General features: G+C 60.2%; 18 protein-coding genes. 6 read left to right on the forward strand and 12 right to left on the reverse strand.

What is annotated here, in order from left to right:
• Window positions 1-741 carry a penicillin-binding protein activator LpoB gene (locus A7D21_RS04385; protein WP_069551138.1) on the forward strand — a complete coding sequence of 247 codons (741 nt, stop codon included), beginning with the start codon at window positions 1-3 and terminating at the stop codon, window positions 739-741.
• Window positions 742-819: 78 nt separating this feature from the next.
• On the opposite strand, the gene A7D21_RS04390 is transcribed toward A7D21_RS04385, so the two are convergent.
• The 3 genes from A7D21_RS04390 to A7D21_RS04400 all read right to left on the reverse strand — a co-directional run bounded on the left by A7D21_RS04390 (window position 820) and on the right by A7D21_RS04400 (window position 4,023).
• Window positions 820-1,452, reverse strand: a complete 633-nt coding sequence (locus A7D21_RS04390; RefSeq protein WP_053258608.1) for a LysE family transporter — start codon at window positions 1,450-1,452, stop codon at window positions 820-822.
• 88 nt (window positions 1,453-1,540) lie between these two features.
• On the reverse strand, window positions 1,541-2,113 hold the full coding sequence (locus A7D21_RS04395) for a mechanosensitive ion channel family protein (protein ID WP_053258609.1): 573 nt from the start codon (window positions 2,111-2,113) through the stop codon (window positions 1,541-1,543).
• Window positions 2,113-4,023, reverse strand: a complete 1,911-nt coding sequence (locus tag A7D21_RS04400; RefSeq protein ID WP_053258610.1) for an ATP-binding cassette domain-containing protein — start codon at window positions 4,021-4,023, stop codon at window positions 2,113-2,115. Before A7D21_RS04400 ends, A7D21_RS04395 begins: the two co-directional genes overlap by 1 nt.
• Before the next feature lie 50 nt (window positions 4,024-4,073).
• On the opposite strand from A7D21_RS04400, the gene A7D21_RS04405 reads away from it, so the two are divergent.
• Entirely contained in the window at window positions 4,074-4,535 is a 462-nt protein-coding gene (locus A7D21_RS04405; protein WP_069551139.1) for a TIGR02444 family protein, read from the forward strand.
• Here the strand turns inward: A7D21_RS04405 and A7D21_RS04410 are convergent.
• Window positions 4,532-5,686, reverse strand: a complete 1,155-nt coding sequence (locus tag A7D21_RS04410; protein ID WP_069551140.1) for an AlgP family protein — start codon at window positions 5,684-5,686, stop codon at window positions 4,532-4,534. The two genes, A7D21_RS04405 and A7D21_RS04410, sit on opposite strands and share 4 nt — an antisense overlap.
• A gap of 193 nt (window positions 5,687-5,879) precedes the next feature.
• Between A7D21_RS04410 and A7D21_RS04415 the strand changes: the two genes are divergently transcribed.
• Window positions 5,880-6,557, forward strand: a complete 678-nt coding sequence (locus A7D21_RS04415; RefSeq protein WP_053258613.1) for an FKBP-type peptidyl-prolyl cis-trans isomerase — start codon at window positions 5,880-5,882, stop codon at window positions 6,555-6,557.
• Window positions 6,558-6,609: 52 nt separating this feature from the next.
• On the opposite strand, the gene A7D21_RS04420 is transcribed toward A7D21_RS04415, so the two are convergent.
• The 7 genes from A7D21_RS04420 to A7D21_RS04450 form a co-directional block, all read right to left on the reverse strand.
• Window positions 6,610-7,068: an Rsd/AlgQ family anti-sigma factor gene (locus A7D21_RS04420; protein ID WP_053258614.1), complete on the reverse strand. Its 459-nt coding sequence runs from the start codon at window positions 7,066-7,068 to the stop codon at window positions 6,610-6,612.
• Between the two features lie 211 nt (window positions 7,069-7,279).
• Window positions 7,280-7,801 carry a disulfide bond formation protein B gene (locus tag A7D21_RS04425; RefSeq protein WP_053258615.1) on the reverse strand — a complete coding sequence of 174 codons (522 nt, stop codon included), beginning with the start codon at window positions 7,799-7,801 and terminating at the stop codon, window positions 7,280-7,282.
• A gap of 236 nt (window positions 7,802-8,037) precedes the next feature.
• Window positions 8,038-9,279, reverse strand: a complete 1,242-nt coding sequence (locus tag A7D21_RS04430; RefSeq protein WP_053258616.1) for a heme biosynthesis protein HemY — start codon at window positions 9,277-9,279, stop codon at window positions 8,038-8,040.
• A gap of 5 nt (window positions 9,280-9,284) precedes the next feature.
• The gene (locus A7D21_RS04435) at window positions 9,285-10,397 is read right to left on the reverse strand and encodes a uroporphyrinogen-III C-methyltransferase (protein WP_069551141.1); all 1,113 of its coding nucleotides are present in this window, start codon (window positions 10,395-10,397) and stop codon (window positions 9,285-9,287) included.
• A gap of 41 nt (window positions 10,398-10,438) precedes the next feature.
• On the reverse strand, window positions 10,439-11,188 hold the full coding sequence (locus A7D21_RS04440) for a uroporphyrinogen-III synthase (RefSeq protein ID WP_053258618.1): 750 nt from the start codon (window positions 11,186-11,188) through the stop codon (window positions 10,439-10,441).
• On the reverse strand, window positions 11,185-12,126 hold the full coding sequence (gene hemC / locus A7D21_RS04445) for a hydroxymethylbilane synthase (RefSeq protein ID WP_053258619.1): 942 nt from the start codon (window positions 12,124-12,126) through the stop codon (window positions 11,185-11,187). Before hemC ends, A7D21_RS04440 begins: the two co-directional genes overlap by 4 nt.
• 138 nt (window positions 12,127-12,264) lie before the next feature.
• Window positions 12,265-13,011 carry a LytTR family DNA-binding domain-containing protein gene (locus A7D21_RS04450; protein ID WP_053258620.1) on the reverse strand — a complete coding sequence of 249 codons (747 nt, stop codon included), beginning with the start codon at window positions 13,009-13,011 and terminating at the stop codon, window positions 12,265-12,267.
• 503 nt (window positions 13,012-13,514) lie between these two features.
• Between A7D21_RS04450 and argH the strand changes: the two genes are divergently transcribed.
• Window positions 13,515-14,909, forward strand: coding sequence for an argininosuccinate lyase (argH, locus tag A7D21_RS04455; RefSeq protein ID WP_053258621.1), 1,395 nt, complete (start codon window positions 13,515-13,517; stop codon window positions 14,907-14,909).
• Window positions 14,910-15,007: 98 nt separating this feature from the next.
• On the opposite strand, the gene A7D21_RS04460 is transcribed toward argH, so the two are convergent.
• Window positions 15,008-15,667: a glutathione S-transferase family protein gene (locus A7D21_RS04460; protein WP_053258622.1), complete on the reverse strand. Its 660-nt coding sequence runs from the start codon at window positions 15,665-15,667 to the stop codon at window positions 15,008-15,010.
• A 126-nt stretch (window positions 15,668-15,793) separates the two neighbouring features.
• On the opposite strand from A7D21_RS04460, the gene A7D21_RS04465 reads away from it, so the two are divergent.
• Both A7D21_RS04465 and A7D21_RS04470 read left to right on the forward strand, forming a co-directional pair.
• Window positions 15,794-16,078, forward strand: a complete 285-nt coding sequence (locus A7D21_RS04465; RefSeq protein WP_053258623.1) for a hypothetical protein — start codon at window positions 15,794-15,796, stop codon at window positions 16,076-16,078.
• 152 nt (window positions 16,079-16,230) lie between these two features.
• Entirely contained in the window at window positions 16,231-16,485 is a 255-nt protein-coding gene (locus A7D21_RS04470; protein WP_053258624.1) for a TIGR02647 family protein, read from the forward strand.
• The last annotated feature ends 43 nt before the right edge of the window (window positions 16,486-16,528 follow it).

Here is a 16,528-nt window from a genome sequence, read left to right on the forward strand (position 1 = left end):
ATGCGTGCATGGATCGGCATGATCGGCCTGCTGTGCGCCTTTGGCGCCTCGGCCGCCCCGAAGATCGCGGTAACCGACCTGGCCTACGAGGCGCGGGTCGAGGAGTACATCCACGCGGTGTCGGCCAGCAATAACTTCCAGGCCAGCGCGTATCAGGCCAGCGGTGCGTCGAACTACAGCGAGTACGAGAGCCGTACCAGCTACATCGAACAGACCGAACTGCGTAAATTCAGCGGTGATATCAAGGGCGAGATCCTCAAGTCGCACCAGTTCCAACTGGTACAGGGAACGCCCTACACCGCCGACGCCAAGGGCGACGTCTATGACGTGATCAAACGCATCAAGGCCGGTAACTTCAAGGGGGCTGACTACGTGCTGTTCGGCACACTGTCAGACATCGACTTCACCCAGGACATCAATGCCCTGGACCACACCAACAGCTATTCGGCGGTGCTGGGCCTGACGCTGGTGGTCGATTTCAGCCTGATCAACACCCGAACTTTCGAAATCACCTCGGCATTTACCGCCATGGGTGAAGGCCAGGACACCAAGCTGGTGAACAGCCGTGACGTACGCGTCAGCCTGAACCGGCCACGTGTGGTGAAGGAAGTCTCGAAAGCACTGGGTGAGGATGTGGCCAGACAGTTGGCGGAACAGTTGGGCGGCGGGTATCAAGACCCGGGCAAGCCTGCGTTGCGCAATAACCTGCCAAGGGATGAAGCGCCAAAGATTCTGCGCTGAGCCCCCACTTCAAAGCCAACCCATAAACCATGTGGGAGCAGGTTTGCTGCTCCCACCGTTGTAATTGCGTTTCTTCCCTTACGCCGTTGCGCGATGCAAGCTGGCCAAGAACCCCGCAGCCCCCACGAATAACCCGGCAAACGTGCGGTTCATGCGTTTTTGCTGCTTGGGCGTGCGCAACACACGCAAGACTTTCGACGCCAACCCCGTATAACCCGCCATCACAATCATATCGACGCTGATCATGGTCGCGCCGAGGATCAGATACTGGATCAGCAAAGGCGCCTGCGGGTTCACGAACTGCGGCAGCACCGCCAGCATGAACACCAGGGCCTTGGGGTTGCTCGCGTTGACCAGAAACCCACGGAACATCATCGCCATCGGCTTGCCGATCGGGCGTATCGCCGCGTCATCACTCATGTCCATGGGCAGGGCACGCCATTGCTTGATGGCCAGGTACACCAGGTACGCCACACCAAACCATTTGATCGCATAGAACGCAGTGGAAGACGCCGCAAGAATGGCACCCAGCCCGCCCGCTACCACGGCAATCTGCATCGCCAGGCCCAGTTGCAGGCCAATGGCATTCCAGTAACCGCGCAGGAAACCGTATTGCAAGCCGCTGGACATCGACGCGATTGCGCCAGCACCGGGGGAAAGGGAGATGATCCAACTGGCCAGGAAAAAGGCCAGCCATGTATCGAGTGCCATTACACACCTCAGAAGGGAGTTTGCGGTCAGGCCTTAAGCTAACTCCGCCGACCGGAGGCTGGCTATAGATTTTTAAAAGATCTGAGCGCTAGCGGTCGCCCGGGAACACATGAGTGCCCGGCCAACGCCGCACAGAGCGCTGGAAGAACAAGCTGTTAGGCACTTGGACCATCGCGCTGCCGGTACCGGCATCTTCCACTTCGATCAGCGTGGTGTAGAGCAGGTTGATCGCCACTACCCGACCCTTCACGCCGGGCTTATCGACGGTGTCCACCAACTCGACGATATCACCGAGGCGGAACGGCCCGACGGTGAATATCAAGATAGCGCACAGCAGGTTGGACAATACCGACCACATGGCGAAGAACGCCACAGCGGCAACCGCGACAAACCCTGACAGCGCCGTCCACAACACCGTGGCGGACACGCCCAGGCGGCCCAGCACGAAAATCAACGCACTGCCCATGATCAGCCAGCGCAGGCCGCCACGTAGAGGCATCAGCAATTGCGGCGGGAACGGGTAGCGCTCACCCAAGCGGGTGAGACCTTTGGCAACAAAACGCTGGGCCAGATAACCGGCCAGTAGAATCAGCAGGATTTGCACGCCAATCCAGGCCGGTTCCACCCATTGCGTCGGTAACGGCAGGTGCAACGCTTCCATCAGGACAGCGCCTCCAGCTCCGCTTGCAGACTTTCCAGCAGCTCGAGGGCCTCCATCCAGGTTTCCTCCAACTGCCCTTCACGCACCTTGAGCTTGGCCTGTTCGGCCAGCAGGTCGCGCAGCTCGTCCTTGCGCGCCGCCTCGTAGACGGCGCTGTCGCCCAGGCTGGTTTCGATCTTGGCCAGGCGCTCATGCACCTTGCCCAACTCGGCTTCCAGCTTGTCGGCTTCACGCTTGTGCGGCGCCAACTGCTGACGCAGTGCGGCGGCGGCCTGGCGCTGGGCTTTTTTGTCGGTTTTATCCGGGTTGACCGGCGTGTTGCTGACCGGCGCGTTGCGCAGACGATAATCCGTCAGCCAGCGTGCGTAGTCATCCAGATCGCCGTCGAACTCTTCGACTTTGCCATCCGCCACCAGCAGGAAGTTGTCGGTGGTGCTCTTGAGCAAGTGGCGATCGTGAGACACCACCAATACCGCACCACTGAACTCCTGCAGAGCCATGGTCAGCGCCAGGCGCATTTCCAGGTCCAGGTGGTTGGTGGGTTCGTCGAGCAGCAACAGGTTCGGTCGGTCCCAGGCGATCAATGCCAGGGCCAGACGCGCTTTTTCGCCACCGGAGAAATTCAATACCGGCTCATCGATGCGCGCACCACGGAAGTCAAAGCCACCGAGGAAGTCGCGCAGGGTCTGCTCACGCTCGGTCGGCGCCAGACGCTGCAGGTGCAGCAACGGGCTGGCCTTGGAATCGAGGGAGTCCAGCTGATGCTGGGCAAAGTAGCCCACCACCAGGTTCTCGCCACGGGTCAGACGGCCGGCCAGCGGTTGCAGTTCACCCGACAGGTTCTTGATCAGTGTCGACTTGCCGGCGCCGTTAGGGCCGAGCAAACCAATACGTGCGCCCGGCGTGAGCTGCAGCTTGACCTTCTCCAGAATGGTTTTGTCGCCATACCCCAGACGCGCATCCGACAGGTCCAGCAACGGGCTGGAGATCTTCACCGACTCACGAAATACGAAGTCGAACGGCGAATCAACGTGGGCCGCCGACAGCTCTTCCATGCGCTCCAGCGCCTTGATCCGGCTCTGGGCCTGACGGGCCTTGGTGGCCTGGGCCTTGAACCGGGCGATGTAGCTTTCCATGTGCGCGCGTTGCGCCTGCTGCTTCTCGAAAGCTTGCTGCTGCTGCGCCAAACGCTCGGCACGCGCGCGTTCGAACGCGGTGTAGCCGCCACGGTAAAGGGTGATTTTCTTCTGTTCGACGTGGGCGATGTTGTCGACCACGGCATCGAGGAAATCCCGGTCGTGGGAAATCAGCAGCAAGGTACCTGGGTAGCTCTTGAGGAAGTCTTCCAGCCACAGGATCGCATCGAGGTCCAAGTGGTTGGTCGGTTCGTCGAGCAGTAACAGGTCCGACGGGCACATCAGCGCCTGAGCCAGGTTCAGGCGCATGCGCCAACCACCGGAGAAGTCGGCGACCGGGCGGTCCATCTGCTCATTGGTAAAGCCGAGACCGGCCAGCATCTTGCGGGCACGGGCGTCGGCGGTGTAGCCGTCGGCGCTGTCGAGTTCCGAGTGCAGGCGGGCCTGAGCCGCACCGTCCTGGGCTTTCTCGGCCTCGGCCAGGTCGTGTTGCACCTGGCGCAGGCGCAGGTCGCCATCGAGCACGTAGTCGATCGCAATGCGGTCGAGGGTGTCGATCTCCTGGCGCATATGGGCGATGCGCCAGTCGGCCGGCAGCAAGCAGTCCCCGGAATCCGGGGTCAGCTCACCCAGCAACAGGGCGAACAACGTGGATTTACCGGCACCGTTGGCACCGATCAGGCCGGCTTTGTGACCGGCGTGCAGGGTCAGCTCGGCGTCTTCGAGAAGACGTTGCGGGCCACGCTGTAATGTTAGGCTTTGAAGTCGGATCATAATGGCGGCGGAGTCTACCAGCTTCGTTGCCCGCTGGCTTGGGTGTGAATATGTGCGCTGACCTGTGGAGCTTTGCCCTCTCGACTTACGCCCGACCGGGCGTCGAAGCCGCCTGCCTGCGCTTGCAGGAGCAAGGCGCGGATGTGTGCCTGTTGCTCTGCGCTGCCTGGCTGGAGCGGCGAGGTGTGGCGCTTGCGCCCGAGCGCATTCATGCGCTGCAGCAGGTTGCCCTGCCCTGGCAAAAAAACGTGGTCGAACCGTTGCGACAGGTGCGCCTGCAATGGCGAGCCATGGCTCAACTGGATTTGCCTTTGGCGGCATTACGCGAGCGGGTCAAAACCCTGGAACTGGAAGCCGAACGGGAGCTGTTGGCGCGCCTGGAAGTGTTAACGCAGGCGTGGCCGACTGAAGAAGGGGATCAACGGGGATGGCTTGAAAGCTTGGCGGCCGGAGCCGCCAACCTTGACCACGACGCGCTGCAGCAGTTGCGCGTCGTGGCCTCCGGCACTTAGGAAGCGCTGGTTGGGGTAGTGCTTGGCGCTACGGGTGCAGACGTGCTGCTGGCCGATGCCGTTGGCGCGGCGGACGCCGTCGGCGTAGCAGGCGAAGCTGCCGGGGCAGTTGGCTTGGCCGGTGCAGGTTTGGCAGCAGCAGGTTTTGCGGCTGGCTTAGCGGCTGGTTTCGCAGCAGCAGGCTTGGCAGCTGGCTTAGCGGCTGGTTTTGCAGCGGCAGTTTTAGCAACCGGCTTGGCGGCCGGTTTTGCAGCAGCCGCTTTAGCAGCTGGCTTAGCGGCTGGTTTCGCAGCAGCGGTTTTAGCTGCTGGCTTGGCGGCCGGTTTTGCAGCAGCGGTTTTAGCCGCTGGCTTGGCGGCTGGTTTTGCAGCGGCAGTTTTAGCAACTGGCTTGGCGGCCGGTTTTGCAGCAGCCGTTTTAGCAGCTGGCTTGGCGGCCGGTTTCGCAGCAGCGGTTTTAGCCGCTGGCTTGGCGGCCGGTTTTGCAGCAGCCGTTTTAGCAACTGGCTTGGCGGCTGGTTTCGCAGCAGCGGTTTTAGCCGCTGGCTTGGCGGCCGGTTTCGCAGCAGCGGTTTTAGCCGCTGGCTTGGCGGCTGGTTTCGCAGCAGCGGTTTTAGCCGCTGGCTTGGCAGCTGGTTTCGCAGCAGCGGTTTTAGCAACTGGCTTGGCGGCTGGTTTTGCAGCAGCGGTTTTAGCCGCTGGCTTGGCAGCAGTCTTAGCCGAAGCTTTCGACGCAACAGCTTTTGCTGGTGTGCGAGCGCCCAGCACTTTGGCCACGGCTTCTTTCACACGACCTACGCCCTGGGCCAGCTTCAGGCTTTCCTGGGCATCGCGCTTGAGTTGGGAAATGTAAGTGCGGGTTTCAGCTTGGCGATCCTTGAGGGCATCCAGCAGGTCCTCAAGTTCTTTAACAGCGTCTTTGGCTTTGGCTTGTGCCTTGGCCTTGCCGGCAGTCGCGGCGTCTTGCAGTTTGGTGCGGGACTTGTGCAGCTTCTCTTGTGCTTTACCGCGTTGTTTTTCCAGTTTGGCGAGCAGTTTTTCTGCATCAGCCAAGGCTTGGGAACATGCGCTTTCCAGATGTTCGAGCAGGCTGCCCGAAAGTTGTTGGAGTAAGTGCAACGGGGTATTTACAGGCTTCTGTTTGGCCGACATGGTTTACCTCCTGGCTGACGTGGGTGCGGCTCATACTAGCCCTCTGCTCTTACCGCCGCTAGGGCATGTTGACAGTATCGTTGGCCTTGCGTTGCACGGTGAGAAAATTCTTATCGATATAACAAAAAACCACGGCACTTTTTACGCATTCAGGCTGGCATAATCCGTCGCACTTTCGGCGGGAGACTACCCCATGTCGCGTTACCTTTTTTTAGTGCTTGGCTTGGCGATTGGCGTGGCCAATGCAGGTGAGCAATCGCCGTCCAGCAGCACTGCTCAAGACCCGCACGATCTCGCGTACAGCTTGGGCGCAAGCCTCGGCGAGCGCTTGCGCCAGGAAGTCCCCGACCTGCAGATCCAGGCGCTGGTTGACGGCCTCAAGCAAGCCTACCAAGGCAAACCACTGGCGCTGGACAATGCTCGTATCGAACAGATCCTCGCCCAACACGAAGCACAGAGTGCGGCCGACGCTGAGGCGCCAAAAAGCGAAAAAGCGCTCGCTGCCGAACAGCAGTTTTTAACCCAGGAAAAAACGGCAAGCGGCGTGCGTGAATTGTCGGATGGCATTCTGCTCACCGAGCTGAAGCCTGGTACTGGCAGCAAGCCGTTGGCCAGTGATGAGGTGCAGGTGAAATACACCGGGAAGTTGCCCGACGGGACAATCTTCGATCAGAGCACACAGCCCCAATGGTTTCGTCTGGACAGTGTGATCAGCGGCTGGAGCAAAGCACTTCAACAGATGCCGACAGGTGCAAAATGGCGCCTGGTGATTCCATCGGCCCAGGCCTATGGCGCCGACGGTGCCGGCGAGTTGATACCGCCGTATACACCGCTGGTATTTGAGATCGAGTTGCTCGGTACTCGCCACTGACCCAATAAAAAACGGTGCGCCATGCGCACCGTTTTTTACGTATCACCCAGGATCAAACCTGCGCGACAGGCTCTTCCTTATGGGCGTTGTGCAACACTTCGATCAAGCAGTCTTCCAGCTCGAAACGCTCGTGGAGCAGACCACCCAACTCTTTAAATTTTTCAGCAACACACTTGCCGGCGTCACACAGGTCGTTAAAGGCCAGCAGCTTTTCAGTGATGACGTCGATGCGCGGGTAAATAGTCTCGGCCAGCTCCAGACCACGCTTATCGTTAAACGCTTTCGCCTCGCTGGTCAGTTGCTCGTAGATCTCGAAATGACCGGTAGAAACATAGTCCACCAATACACCGCAGAAATCTTGCAGCGACTCGCAATTCTGAGCCAATGCTTCGGGCTTGGCGCCAAGAGCATCAAAGGCCCGAACCAGTTCGTGACGTGCTTTCAACCAGCTGTCGATCAGCTTGTGCACCCCACCCCAGCGTTCCTGAGCATTCTGACAACTTTCCAGCATGGTGATCTCTCTTCCCTATAGGGGGCGCTGCCGCTCTGTGCCCGCGCAACACTTCAAGGATAAAAGCGGCAGCCGGACAAGGCCGCATCTGACAAACGGTTTCAGTAATGCATGCGGGCCAGATTATGCCCGCATGACTATGGCTTCAAGGTACGCAGGAGAGAAAGTTCATACAAGTGTTTAATCCCGTCGTACAAACTGCGACTGCCCTTCAGTACCTCACAAGGTCCACACGACGGCTCAGTAGCAGCCGCGAAAACTGCATGATGCCCAGGACCAGCATCGCCACGAAGAACAGCAAACTCCACTCGGGCAGGCTCAGGTCGAACAGCGTCCAGTTGAGTTCCACACAATCGACGGTGCCTCTGATCGTCAATTGCAGTGATTGCCAAAGCGACAGGTTCTCAATCATGTATTGCAGACTGGGCCAGCAATCGCTGGCCTGCTCCAGTGCGGCATTTTGTAGCAGTACTTGGCGCACGGCGGTGATAGCGCCCAGTAACGCGCACCCCATGCTGGCCAACCCGTAAAGATAAGCCGCAAAGCGTCTTGGGCCGTGAATCACGGCAACCAGATTGATCAGCGTAAAGGCGGCCAAAAAGATGCGTTGCACCTGGCAAAGGAAGCAAGGGCGCAAAAGCGCGCCGAACTCAAGATAGAACGACGCACCCAACGTCATCGCACCAGCCATGAACGCCAGGAGAAACAAGGAGCGTGAAGGGGCCAAAGACATTGTTATCCGTACCGCAAAAGATAGGTCGTTACGGTAGAGTAAAGGCCTGACCCCTTTCAATACGTGCTAGAGCAGACAATTCCGCGAGAGCCTGGGGATATACCGTCAGAACCTGGATGACTTCAAGCTGTTAGCGGTAGGAATTTGCTACATCGCGCTTTAGACCCAGCCTTTACACGATAAAAAAGGGTTGGCCCTAAGAAACTTCTGAGCCAACCCTCTCACTCTTTCCTACTTCAAATCCGCGCAGGCACTGGCAACGGTGAGGCCAGCAAACGGCTGTCCAACAGGCCCAGGCCTTCCTGGAACAATTGGTTACTGCGCTCGGTGTCACCCAACTGGGCCAGTAAACGTGCCAGCTCAGCACAGGCTTCGGGGTTTCGCTGTACCTGCAGACTGCTTTCCAAATAGTCCCGCGCCTTGCCCCACAAGCTGTTTTGCAGACACAGGCGGCCCAGGGTCAGCAGCAGGCTGGCGTCACCGGGATGATCCTTGAGCCAACCTTCAGCAAACTTCAACTGTCGGCCTGGATCGCTGCCGCGCAGCAACCCATAAAGCCGGATCAGATGGCTGTCATAACCGCGCTTGATGGCGCCGCGCAGCACTTCCTCAGCCTTGGCATCAGCACCCAGTCGACGCAGTTGCTCAGCATAAGCCAAGACCAGTTGCGGCTCCTGGCGCTGGGCTGAAGTCAGTTGCTCCCACGCGCGCTCCAATGATTGCAAGCCCGCTTCGCCTTGCTCTTCACGCTGCACCGCAAGGCCAAGGTTCTCGCCCCATGCGCGTCGCTCAAGCTCTGCCAATTCGGAGGCAGGAAGCACTTTGTCTTTGCGCAGTTCCGGCAACAAGCGAATCACCGATGCCCAATCGCCTCGCTGCTGATGCAAGCGCTGCAACTGGCGCAAGACCTGTGCGTTATGGGGATGGCGCTCGTACATCGCCTGCAAGGTAACCAGCGCCCCCTCAGTATCGCCGCGATCCATCTGCAACTGCGCGTGGCTCAAGGCGACGGCAAGTTCTGCCTGTGGCTGGCGCTCCATGGCGCGCTCCAGCAGGCCGTCGGACTCTTCATAACGGCCCTGCTCATTGGCGGCACGGGCAGCCCCAAGGTAATACAGCAAAGGTTGGCGCTCGGCCTCGGCGGCACGGTGCAGGTGGCGTTCGGCGCTGGCCCAGCGGCCCTCGGCGAGGTCCAACTGGCCCTGCTCAATCGCAATCTGTATGCGGCGGCTGCGGTTGCGTCGCGACCACGGGTTGACCACACCGCCGGAGGTAGTGATCAGGCTCAGCAGCACGCGAACCAGGTAGATCGCCAGGCCGACGACAAACACTGCCACCAGCGTGGCCCACAGGCTCGACTCGTAGTGCAGCAGATGAGGATAGGTAATCAGCACGTAGCCGGTGTGTTTCGAAATACCCACACCCAGTGCCAAGGCAATTGCAATCGCCAGTACCAGGATCACATAGAAACGCTTCATCGGCTCTACTCCTGCTTGGCCGGCGTGCCCGCCGCCGCCTTGGCTTCACCGGCAGACAGATGGCGGCGTTCAAGATAAGCCTGCACGGCAGCCAGGCTGGCGGCCAGGTCCGGGGTCACCACGGAGACGGCCTTGGGCTCGAGTTCGGCAATACGTGCCAGCATCGCTTTGCTCTGCGGGTTGTCCTGGTTGAAGTTGTCCTGCAGCACGCTGCGTGCTTCACCCAGGGAGCGGCTGTACACCGCCGTCTCACCGTTGAGCGCGGCCCATTGTGCCTGCTCCAGGGCCAGGCTCAGTGCCAGGCGCACCTGGTTCAAACCTTGACCGGCCAGCAACGGACGAATGTTGTCATCCGGGTTGAAGTCGATGCGGAAGTAACGCGATATCTGCTCCCACCACTGGCGCAGGCGACCTTCCGTGTCGGTCGTCGGGCGCCCCTCGGAAGTGGGCTCGGTGAGTTGATATTCAGGGGCAATAGCCGCCAGTTGCACGACCTGGTCACGCAGGGCCGCCAGTTGCAGGTAAAGCCCGGTGCGGTCTGGCTGTTCAGTGCTGCGCAGCGCGGTCAGGCTTTTGGCCAATTGCTCACGGGCAGCGTAGGCACCTGGATCGCTCTGTTCGCGAAGAATTTCGTCAGCGCCCTGGACCAGCGACTGGGCACTGTTGATGTCCTGCAGGGCAGACAAGCGCAAGCTGGCCAGACGGATCAGGTGCTCGGCTTCGGCCAGGCGCCAGTCCTGGCGGCTGGCACCCAGCACGGTTTCCAGACGTTGGCTCAAGCGCTGCTGATCACCCTGCAACTGCGAGACCAGGCGGCGGCGCTCTTCCAGCTCATCGGCTGCTGGCAATTGTGCCAGGCGCGCAGCCAGCTGCTGCTGACTCTGCTTGAGTGATTGGGATTGGTCATCAAGGGTCTGCACCTGGCCCAGCTGTTGCTGGCTACTGGCTTGCAGGGCACGGACCTGCCATATCCCCCAACCGCCGGCGGCAACACCTGCGGCACCGAGCAACAGGGCCACAATAGCCAGGCCATTGCCGCGGCGTGGCGCGGTGGCCGGTGCAACCGGCGCATCAAGTGCTGGCTGGGCTTCATCTTTAGGCAAGGCTGTTTCGCTCACGTATCCGTCCTTTGCGTATCAGAGAGTGGGCGCCGCATGCCTCACGAGGCAGCGCTGCGCAACGCCACTAACAAAGCCGCGGCACTCGCGCCGCGACAATCCACAACTTTTTCTGCGCCAGCGGCCCGCGCCATTTCATAAACGCGCGGGCTGGGCACGAACAACGGCAGCTGCGCCACTTTCGGCCAATCGAGGCCGGCCAGGGCTTGCAGGTGCAAAAAACCCTGCCCACTGCTGACCACCAGGCCGTTCAAGCGTTCCAACTGGATGCGCTGCGTCAACACCCCGGCCTCGTAAGCCGGGAGCAAGCGGCGATACAACTCCAGATAATCGACACTAGCACCTTGCTCACGCAAACGCTCAGCCAGCAACTCGCGCCCACCCTCGCCACGCAGGATCAGTACCCGGGCATCGGGCCGTGCGATAGCCTCGCGCAAGGCGGGCAATTCAAGCAAGGCTTCGCTGTCGTCGCCGGTTTGCGGATAGTGAACGTTGAGCCCGTGATCGGCCAGTACCTGCGCAGTGGCAGCCCCGACGCTGAACCAGGGCAACTGCGGCCAAGGCTGATTCAACTGCTGCACAGCAAGGCGTGCAGCCGGTTTGCTGACCACAATCACCGCGCAATAACGGCCCAGGTCACGCAGCACAGACTGTTGCTCAGGCGTTACCGGCAGGGCTTCGATGTCGAGCAAAGGCAGGCTGCTGCTGAAAATGCCGGCGTCAGACAGCGATGCCGCCAGGGCAGCCGACTCTTCGGCAGGCCGCGTCAGCAGCAAACGCCAGCCAGTCACTGCGGACCGGCCTCGCCGTAGACTTTTTCCAGAATGGCGCCGGCGCCCTTGCCCAGCAGCTCTTCAGCGACCTGGATACCCAAGGCGGTCGCGTCACGCTGTGGCCCACGCACGTCGGCAGTGAGCAGCGTGCCGCCTTCAGGATCGCCTACCAGGCCACGCAGCCAAAGGTTTTCACCTTCAAGCACGGCGTAGCAGGCAATTGGCACCTGGCAGCCACCGTTGAGGTGCTTGTTCAGCGCGCGCTCGGCGGTGACACGCACTTCGGTGTCAGGGTGATCCAAAGGTTTGAGCAAGGCGTGAATTTCACTGTCGGCCGTGCGGCATTCGATGCCCACTGCGCCCTGCCCGCCTGCGGGCAAACTGTCTTCGACGCTGATGGCGGAGGTGATACGGTCTTCGAAACCGAGCCGGATCAGACCGGCCGCTGCGAGAATGATCGCGTCATAGTCACCGGCATCCAGCTTGGCCAGACGCGTGTTGACGTTGCCACGCAGGAAACGGATCTGCAGATCCGGGCGCCGAGTCAGCAACTGCGCCTGACGACGCAGGCTGGAGGTGCCGACGACACTGCCCAGTGGCAACTCATCCAGGGACGCGTAGGTGTTGGAAACGAAGGCATCGCGCGGGTCTTCACGCTCGCAGATGCAATACAGGCCGAGGCCTTCAGGAAAGTCCATCGGCACGTCTTTCATCGAGTGCACGGCGATGTCGGCTTCGTTTTCCAGCAGCGCGGTTTCCAGCTCTTTGACGAACAAGCCCTTGCCGCCGATCTTCGACAGTGGCGAGTCCAGCAGCTTGTCGCCGCGACTGACCATGGGCACGAGGGTCACTTTGAGGCCCGGGTGGGCCAGCTCAAGGCGTGCTTTGACGTATTCGGCCTGCCACAAGGCCAGGGCGCTTTTACGGGTGGCGATGCGGATTTCGCGAGAGGACATGGATCAATCCGTACTGAATAGATACGGCAGATAATAACAGCTCAGGCAAACACGCTTTGATTTGAATCAGCAAGTGCGGGGCCTCCCTGGCCACATCGCACCGGGATAAGGTCTGCAGACTTCGCCACAGCCCTCGGGCTACAGCTGCTGCATCATCTTGCGTACGCCAGCGACATGACGGCGGCTGACGATCAAGGCATCGCCATTGAGCCCTTTCAGGAATAGCTGAAAATGGCCCAGCGGCGTGCGCTGCAAACGCTCAATTCGCTCGCGAGCCACCAGTGCGTTGCGGTGAATGCGCACGAAGCGGTCGCCAAACTCATCCTCCAACGCCTTGAGCGGCTCATCGAGCAATACTTCGCCTGCCTCGTGACGCAGGGTCACGTACTTGTGGTCGGCAATAAAATAGACCACCTGGCCCAGCGGTATCAGCTCAATGCCTTTGCGGGTCCGCGCGCTGATGTGGCTGCGCGGCCCATTGCCGCTCTGGGCAGCTGGCTGGGTCAGCGCAGCCAATTGGACGCGGTTGGGGCGCTCGGCCTTTTTCAGGGCCTTGAGCAACGCTTCGCCAGTCGCCGGCTTGGCGAGAAAACTGACACCACTGGCTTCCAGCGTTTCCGCAGAAAACTCTTCCTGCGCAGCACACAACACCACGGCAGGCGGCGATTCTCGCTCACTCAGGCGGGCGGCGACTTGCAGGCCATCAAGGCCCGGCATGCGGATATCGAGCAGCACCACGTCAGGCTTGAGGCTGTCGATCAGCGTCAACGCCTCCTCACCACTGGTGGCGCTCGGTTCAAGGACTGTATAACCCTCGAGCTCATTGACCAAACGGCTCAGTCGCTCGCGGGCTTGGGGTTCGTCATCAACGATCAGGACATTCATATTGCGCTGGATTCCTGCGTGAGTCTCGCACAAGGATAGCGTAGACAGGTGCGGTGACTTGCGTCACAGCGATCCACGCTAAGACTAGCGCGAGCGGTAAAAAGTGCCCCGAGAGCGGCACCCAAATTCACCCGGACCTGTTCAGTTGCGCCCAAAACCTGCTGCCTATGGGCATTGCCGTAGGGTTTGCTGATACACAATCCGAATACCCCCCTTTTTTAATGGATAGCCTGGGATATGACCACATCACCAAACTTTGGTGCATTCATGCTCTATCAGTGCAACTGTAGACGCTCGCTGAGACGATATTGTTCGATCGTCAAATATCCTTTCAATTAACGCCTGCCTTCAGTCTCGTCCCGGATGCGTTCGGCGGCAAGGCACTTAGCCATCCTTCGCACAAATAAAAATGCCGACCACCCGCAGCACCGCCTCCACGGGCAACCCTGTTATTATCGGCGGCACACCTCCACGCCTCTTTTAAGCAGATCACGAGCGAATCCATGAGCACCGACAAGACCAACCAGTCCTGGGGCGGCCGCTTCAGTGAACCCGTCGACGCCTTCGTCGCCCGCTTCACCGCCTCCGTCACCTTCGACCAGCGCCTGTACCGCCACGACATCATGGGCTCGATCGCCCACGCCACGATGCTGGCCAAGGTCGGCGTGCTGACCGACGCCGAGCGCGACAGCATCATCGATGGCCTGACCACCATTCGCGGTGAGATCGAGGCCGGCACGTTCGACTGGCGCGTCGACCTGGAAGACGTGCACATGAACATCGAGGCCCGCCTCACCGATCGTATTGGTGTGACCGGCAAAAAACTGCATACCGGTCGCAGCCGTAACGACCAGGTGGCCACCGATATTCGCCTGTGGCTGCGCGATGAAATCGACCTGATCCTCGCCGAAATCACGCGCCTGCAAAAGGGTCTGCTGGAGCAGGCCGAGCGTCAATCGGACACCATCATGCCCGGCTTCACCCACCTGCAAACCGCACAGCCAGTGACCTTCGGCCACCACCTGCTGGCCTGGTTCGAAATGCTCAGCCGTGACTACGAGCGCCTGGTGGATTGCCGTAAACGCGCCAATCGCATGCCGTTGGGCAGCGCGGCACTGGCGGGCACCACTTACCCGATCGACCGCGAGTACACCGCTCAACTGCTGGGTTTTGACGCCGTGGGCGGCAACTCCCTGGATGGCGTATCGGACCGCGACTTCGCTATCGAATTCTGCGCCGCCGCCAGCATCGCGATGATGCACCTGTCGCGTTTCTCCGAAGAACTGGTGCTGTGGACCAGCGCGCAATTCCAATTCATCGACCTGCCGGATCGCTTCTGCACTGGCAGCTCGATCATGCCGCAAAAGAAAAACCCCGACGTGCCCGAGCTGGTGCGTGGCAAGAGCGGCCGTGTGTTCGGCGCGCTGATGGGCCTGCTGACGTTGATGAAGGGCCAGCCGCTGGCCTACAACAAGGACAATCAGGAAGACAAAGAACCGCTGTTCGACGCTGCCGACACCTTGCGCGATTCGCTGCGTGCGTTTGCCGACATGATCCCTGCAATCAAGCCCAAGCACGCGATCATGCGTGAGGCGGCCTTGCGTGGGTTCTCTACTGCGACCGACCTGGCGGATTACCTGGTGCGCCGCGGCCTGCCGTTCCGTGATTGCCACGAAATCGTCGGCCATGCCGTCAAATACGGTGTGGACACCGGCAAGGACCTGGCAGAGATGAGCCTGGAAGAACTGCGTCAGTTCAGCGACCAGATCGAGCAGGACGTGTTCGCGGTGCTGACCCTGGAAGGCTCGGTGAATGCCCGTAACCACGTAGGCGGCACTGCACCGGCGCAGGTCAAGGCAGCCGTAGCGCGCGGCCAGGCGCTGCTGGCCAGCCGCTAAACGCTTCACGAGCAAGCCCGCCGCCACCACTGACCAGGTTCCACTTGTGGAATGCAGTCGCATGTGGGGGCGGGCTTGCGCGCGAAGGCGTCACCGCACTATTTCTTCGCCGCAATCATCGCCATAAACGCTGGCATCGCCGCTTCCCTGTCCGCCGCCACCTTTTGTGCGTTGGGCAAGGCATGCAATCGCTCCAGCAGCGCTTTGGCCGCCGGCAACTCAGCCAGCAGATCCACGCCAAACAGCTTCTCGCCCACGCCACAGGCGAGGTTCACGCTGTACATGAAATACAGATCGGCAATCGTGAAGCTCTCCCCCGCCACGTAAGGCGCGAACTTGGCGTGTCGACCTAAAGACGCGATCCCCAACAGCAACTCGGCCTTGGATTTTTCCTTGATCGCATCCGGCACCGGCATACCGAAGAACGCCTCGGCGAAACAGGCGCGCGCGGGCAGCTCGATGTACAGCTCGATTTCCCTGCAGAACGCCAGCACCTGGGCGCGTTGATACGGGTCGGCCGGCAGCAACGAACGGCCCTCCTGGGTCTGCTCGATGTATTCGAGGATCACGCTCGTTTCGTTGATAAACCCCTGCTTCACGCCAAGAATCGGCACTTTGCCACGGGGGCTGACAGCAAGGGCTTCAGGCGTCTGGCTCGGGTAAAACGGTACTTCTTCAAACGGCAGGCCCTTCTCCATCAGCGCCAGTTTGACCATGTTGTAGTAGTTGCTGACCGAAAATCCGTAAAGCTTGAGCATTGCGAATGCCTCCAGGCCGGGTGTGGGGTTGGCTGCAGAAGTTATAGAGCGTCGCGACCGACCTGACCAGCAGCATCACCTGCCTGAATGGGGGTAGACTGGCGCCCTTTCCTTGAGGAGCCTGCCATGAGCGAGCCGACCGATATCGACAGCGACGAAGAAGAGTTCACCGAAAACACGCTGATCCAAGCCATCGAAAACCAGATCGAAAGCGACAATCCGCCTGCCGCCAAAGCCACGTTGAACAAGCTGACGCTGGTGGGTTACGAACGCGAAGAGATTCTGAACCTCATGGCTCACGTATTGGCCGTGGAAATCGACAAGATGCTGGACGAAGACCGCGCATTCAATACCGAATGGTACGAAACAGCGCTGCGGGCACTGCCGGAATTGCCACCGGAAAACGACTGAATCGAGCACCTTCGTGGCGAAGCAGCAGGCGTGCTCATCACAAAGGTGCGCCATATCAAGACCCACGACTTTCTCACTGGACAGCCCGGCAAAGTGCGTTCACCTTATGCCCTGCTAGCCTCTAATAAATTCTTAGAAAGTCTGGAGTCCTTATGTCGTATACCCCTGAGTTGGTTGCCGAACTGGAAATCCTTGCACTCTTCAACCTGGGCAGCTCCCAGGAAGGTCTGAAAGTCCACCAGACCGCCGCCCCCTCTGCCATCGCCGCCGCCAAACGCCTGTTCGAGAAAAAACTGATCGACCAGCCGGACGGGGGCTACCTGACCAGCCTTGGCCGGGATGCTGCCGAACAGGCCCAAACCCTGTTGACCATTCTGACCACTGCCTCGACCAAAGAAGCCGCCTGACACCTCTTGACGCCCATGGAGTCCGCCCTTTGCGGATTCCGAG

This window comes from Pseudomonas sp. AP19 (genome assembly GCF_001728855.1).
Taxonomy (GTDB): Bacteria; Pseudomonadota; Gammaproteobacteria; order Pseudomonadales; family Pseudomonadaceae; genus Aquipseudomonas; species Aquipseudomonas fluorescens.

What these genes read in the sequence shown, in the direction of transcription:
- A7D21_RS04405 (WP_069551139.1), top strand. Translation starts at nt 4,074, where the DNA reads ATGTGCGCTGACCTGTGGAGCTTTGCCCTCTCGACTTACGCCCGACCG.
- A7D21_RS04385 (WP_069551138.1), top strand. Translation starts at nt 1, where the DNA reads ATGCGTGCATGGATCGGCATGATCGGCCTGCTGTGCGCCTTTGGCGCC.
- A7D21_RS04450 (WP_053258620.1), bottom strand. Translation starts at nt 13,011, where the DNA reads ATGAATGTCCTGATCGTTGATGACGAACCCCAAGCCCGCGAGCGACTG.
- A7D21_RS04390 (WP_053258608.1), bottom strand. Translation starts at nt 1,452, where the DNA reads ATGGCACTCGATACATGGCTGGCCTTTTTCCTGGCCAGTTGGATCATC.
- A7D21_RS04430 (WP_053258616.1), bottom strand. Translation starts at nt 9,279, where the DNA reads ATGAAGCGTTTCTATGTGATCCTGGTACTGGCGATTGCAATTGCCTTG.
- A7D21_RS04465 (WP_053258623.1), top strand. Translation starts at nt 15,794, where the DNA reads ATGAGCGAGCCGACCGATATCGACAGCGACGAAGAAGAGTTCACCGAA.
- argH (WP_053258621.1), top strand. Translation starts at nt 13,515, where the DNA reads ATGAGCACCGACAAGACCAACCAGTCCTGGGGCGGCCGCTTCAGTGAA.
- A7D21_RS04415 (WP_053258613.1), top strand. Translation starts at nt 5,880, where the DNA reads ATGTCGCGTTACCTTTTTTTAGTGCTTGGCTTGGCGATTGGCGTGGCC.
- A7D21_RS04460 (WP_053258622.1), bottom strand. Translation starts at nt 15,667, where the DNA reads ATGCTCAAGCTTTACGGATTTTCGGTCAGCAACTACTACAACATGGTC.
- A7D21_RS04425 (WP_053258615.1), bottom strand. Translation starts at nt 7,801, where the DNA reads ATGTCTTTGGCCCCTTCACGCTCCTTGTTTCTCCTGGCGTTCATGGCT.
- A7D21_RS04420 (WP_053258614.1), bottom strand. Translation starts at nt 7,068, where the DNA reads ATGCTGGAAAGTTGTCAGAATGCTCAGGAACGCTGGGGTGGGGTGCAC.
- A7D21_RS04410 (WP_069551140.1), bottom strand. Translation starts at nt 5,686, where the DNA reads ATGTCGGCCAAACAGAAGCCTGTAAATACCCCGTTGCACTTACTCCAA.
- A7D21_RS04400 (WP_053258610.1), bottom strand. Translation starts at nt 4,023, where the DNA reads ATGATCCGACTTCAAAGCCTAACATTACAGCGTGGCCCGCAACGTCTT.
- A7D21_RS04395 (WP_053258609.1), bottom strand. Translation starts at nt 2,113, where the DNA reads ATGGAAGCGTTGCACCTGCCGTTACCGACGCAATGGGTGGAACCGGCC.
- A7D21_RS04470 (WP_053258624.1), top strand. Translation starts at nt 16,231, where the DNA reads ATGTCGTATACCCCTGAGTTGGTTGCCGAACTGGAAATCCTTGCACTC.
- hemC (WP_053258619.1), bottom strand. Translation starts at nt 12,126, where the DNA reads ATGTCCTCTCGCGAAATCCGCATCGCCACCCGTAAAAGCGCCCTGGCC.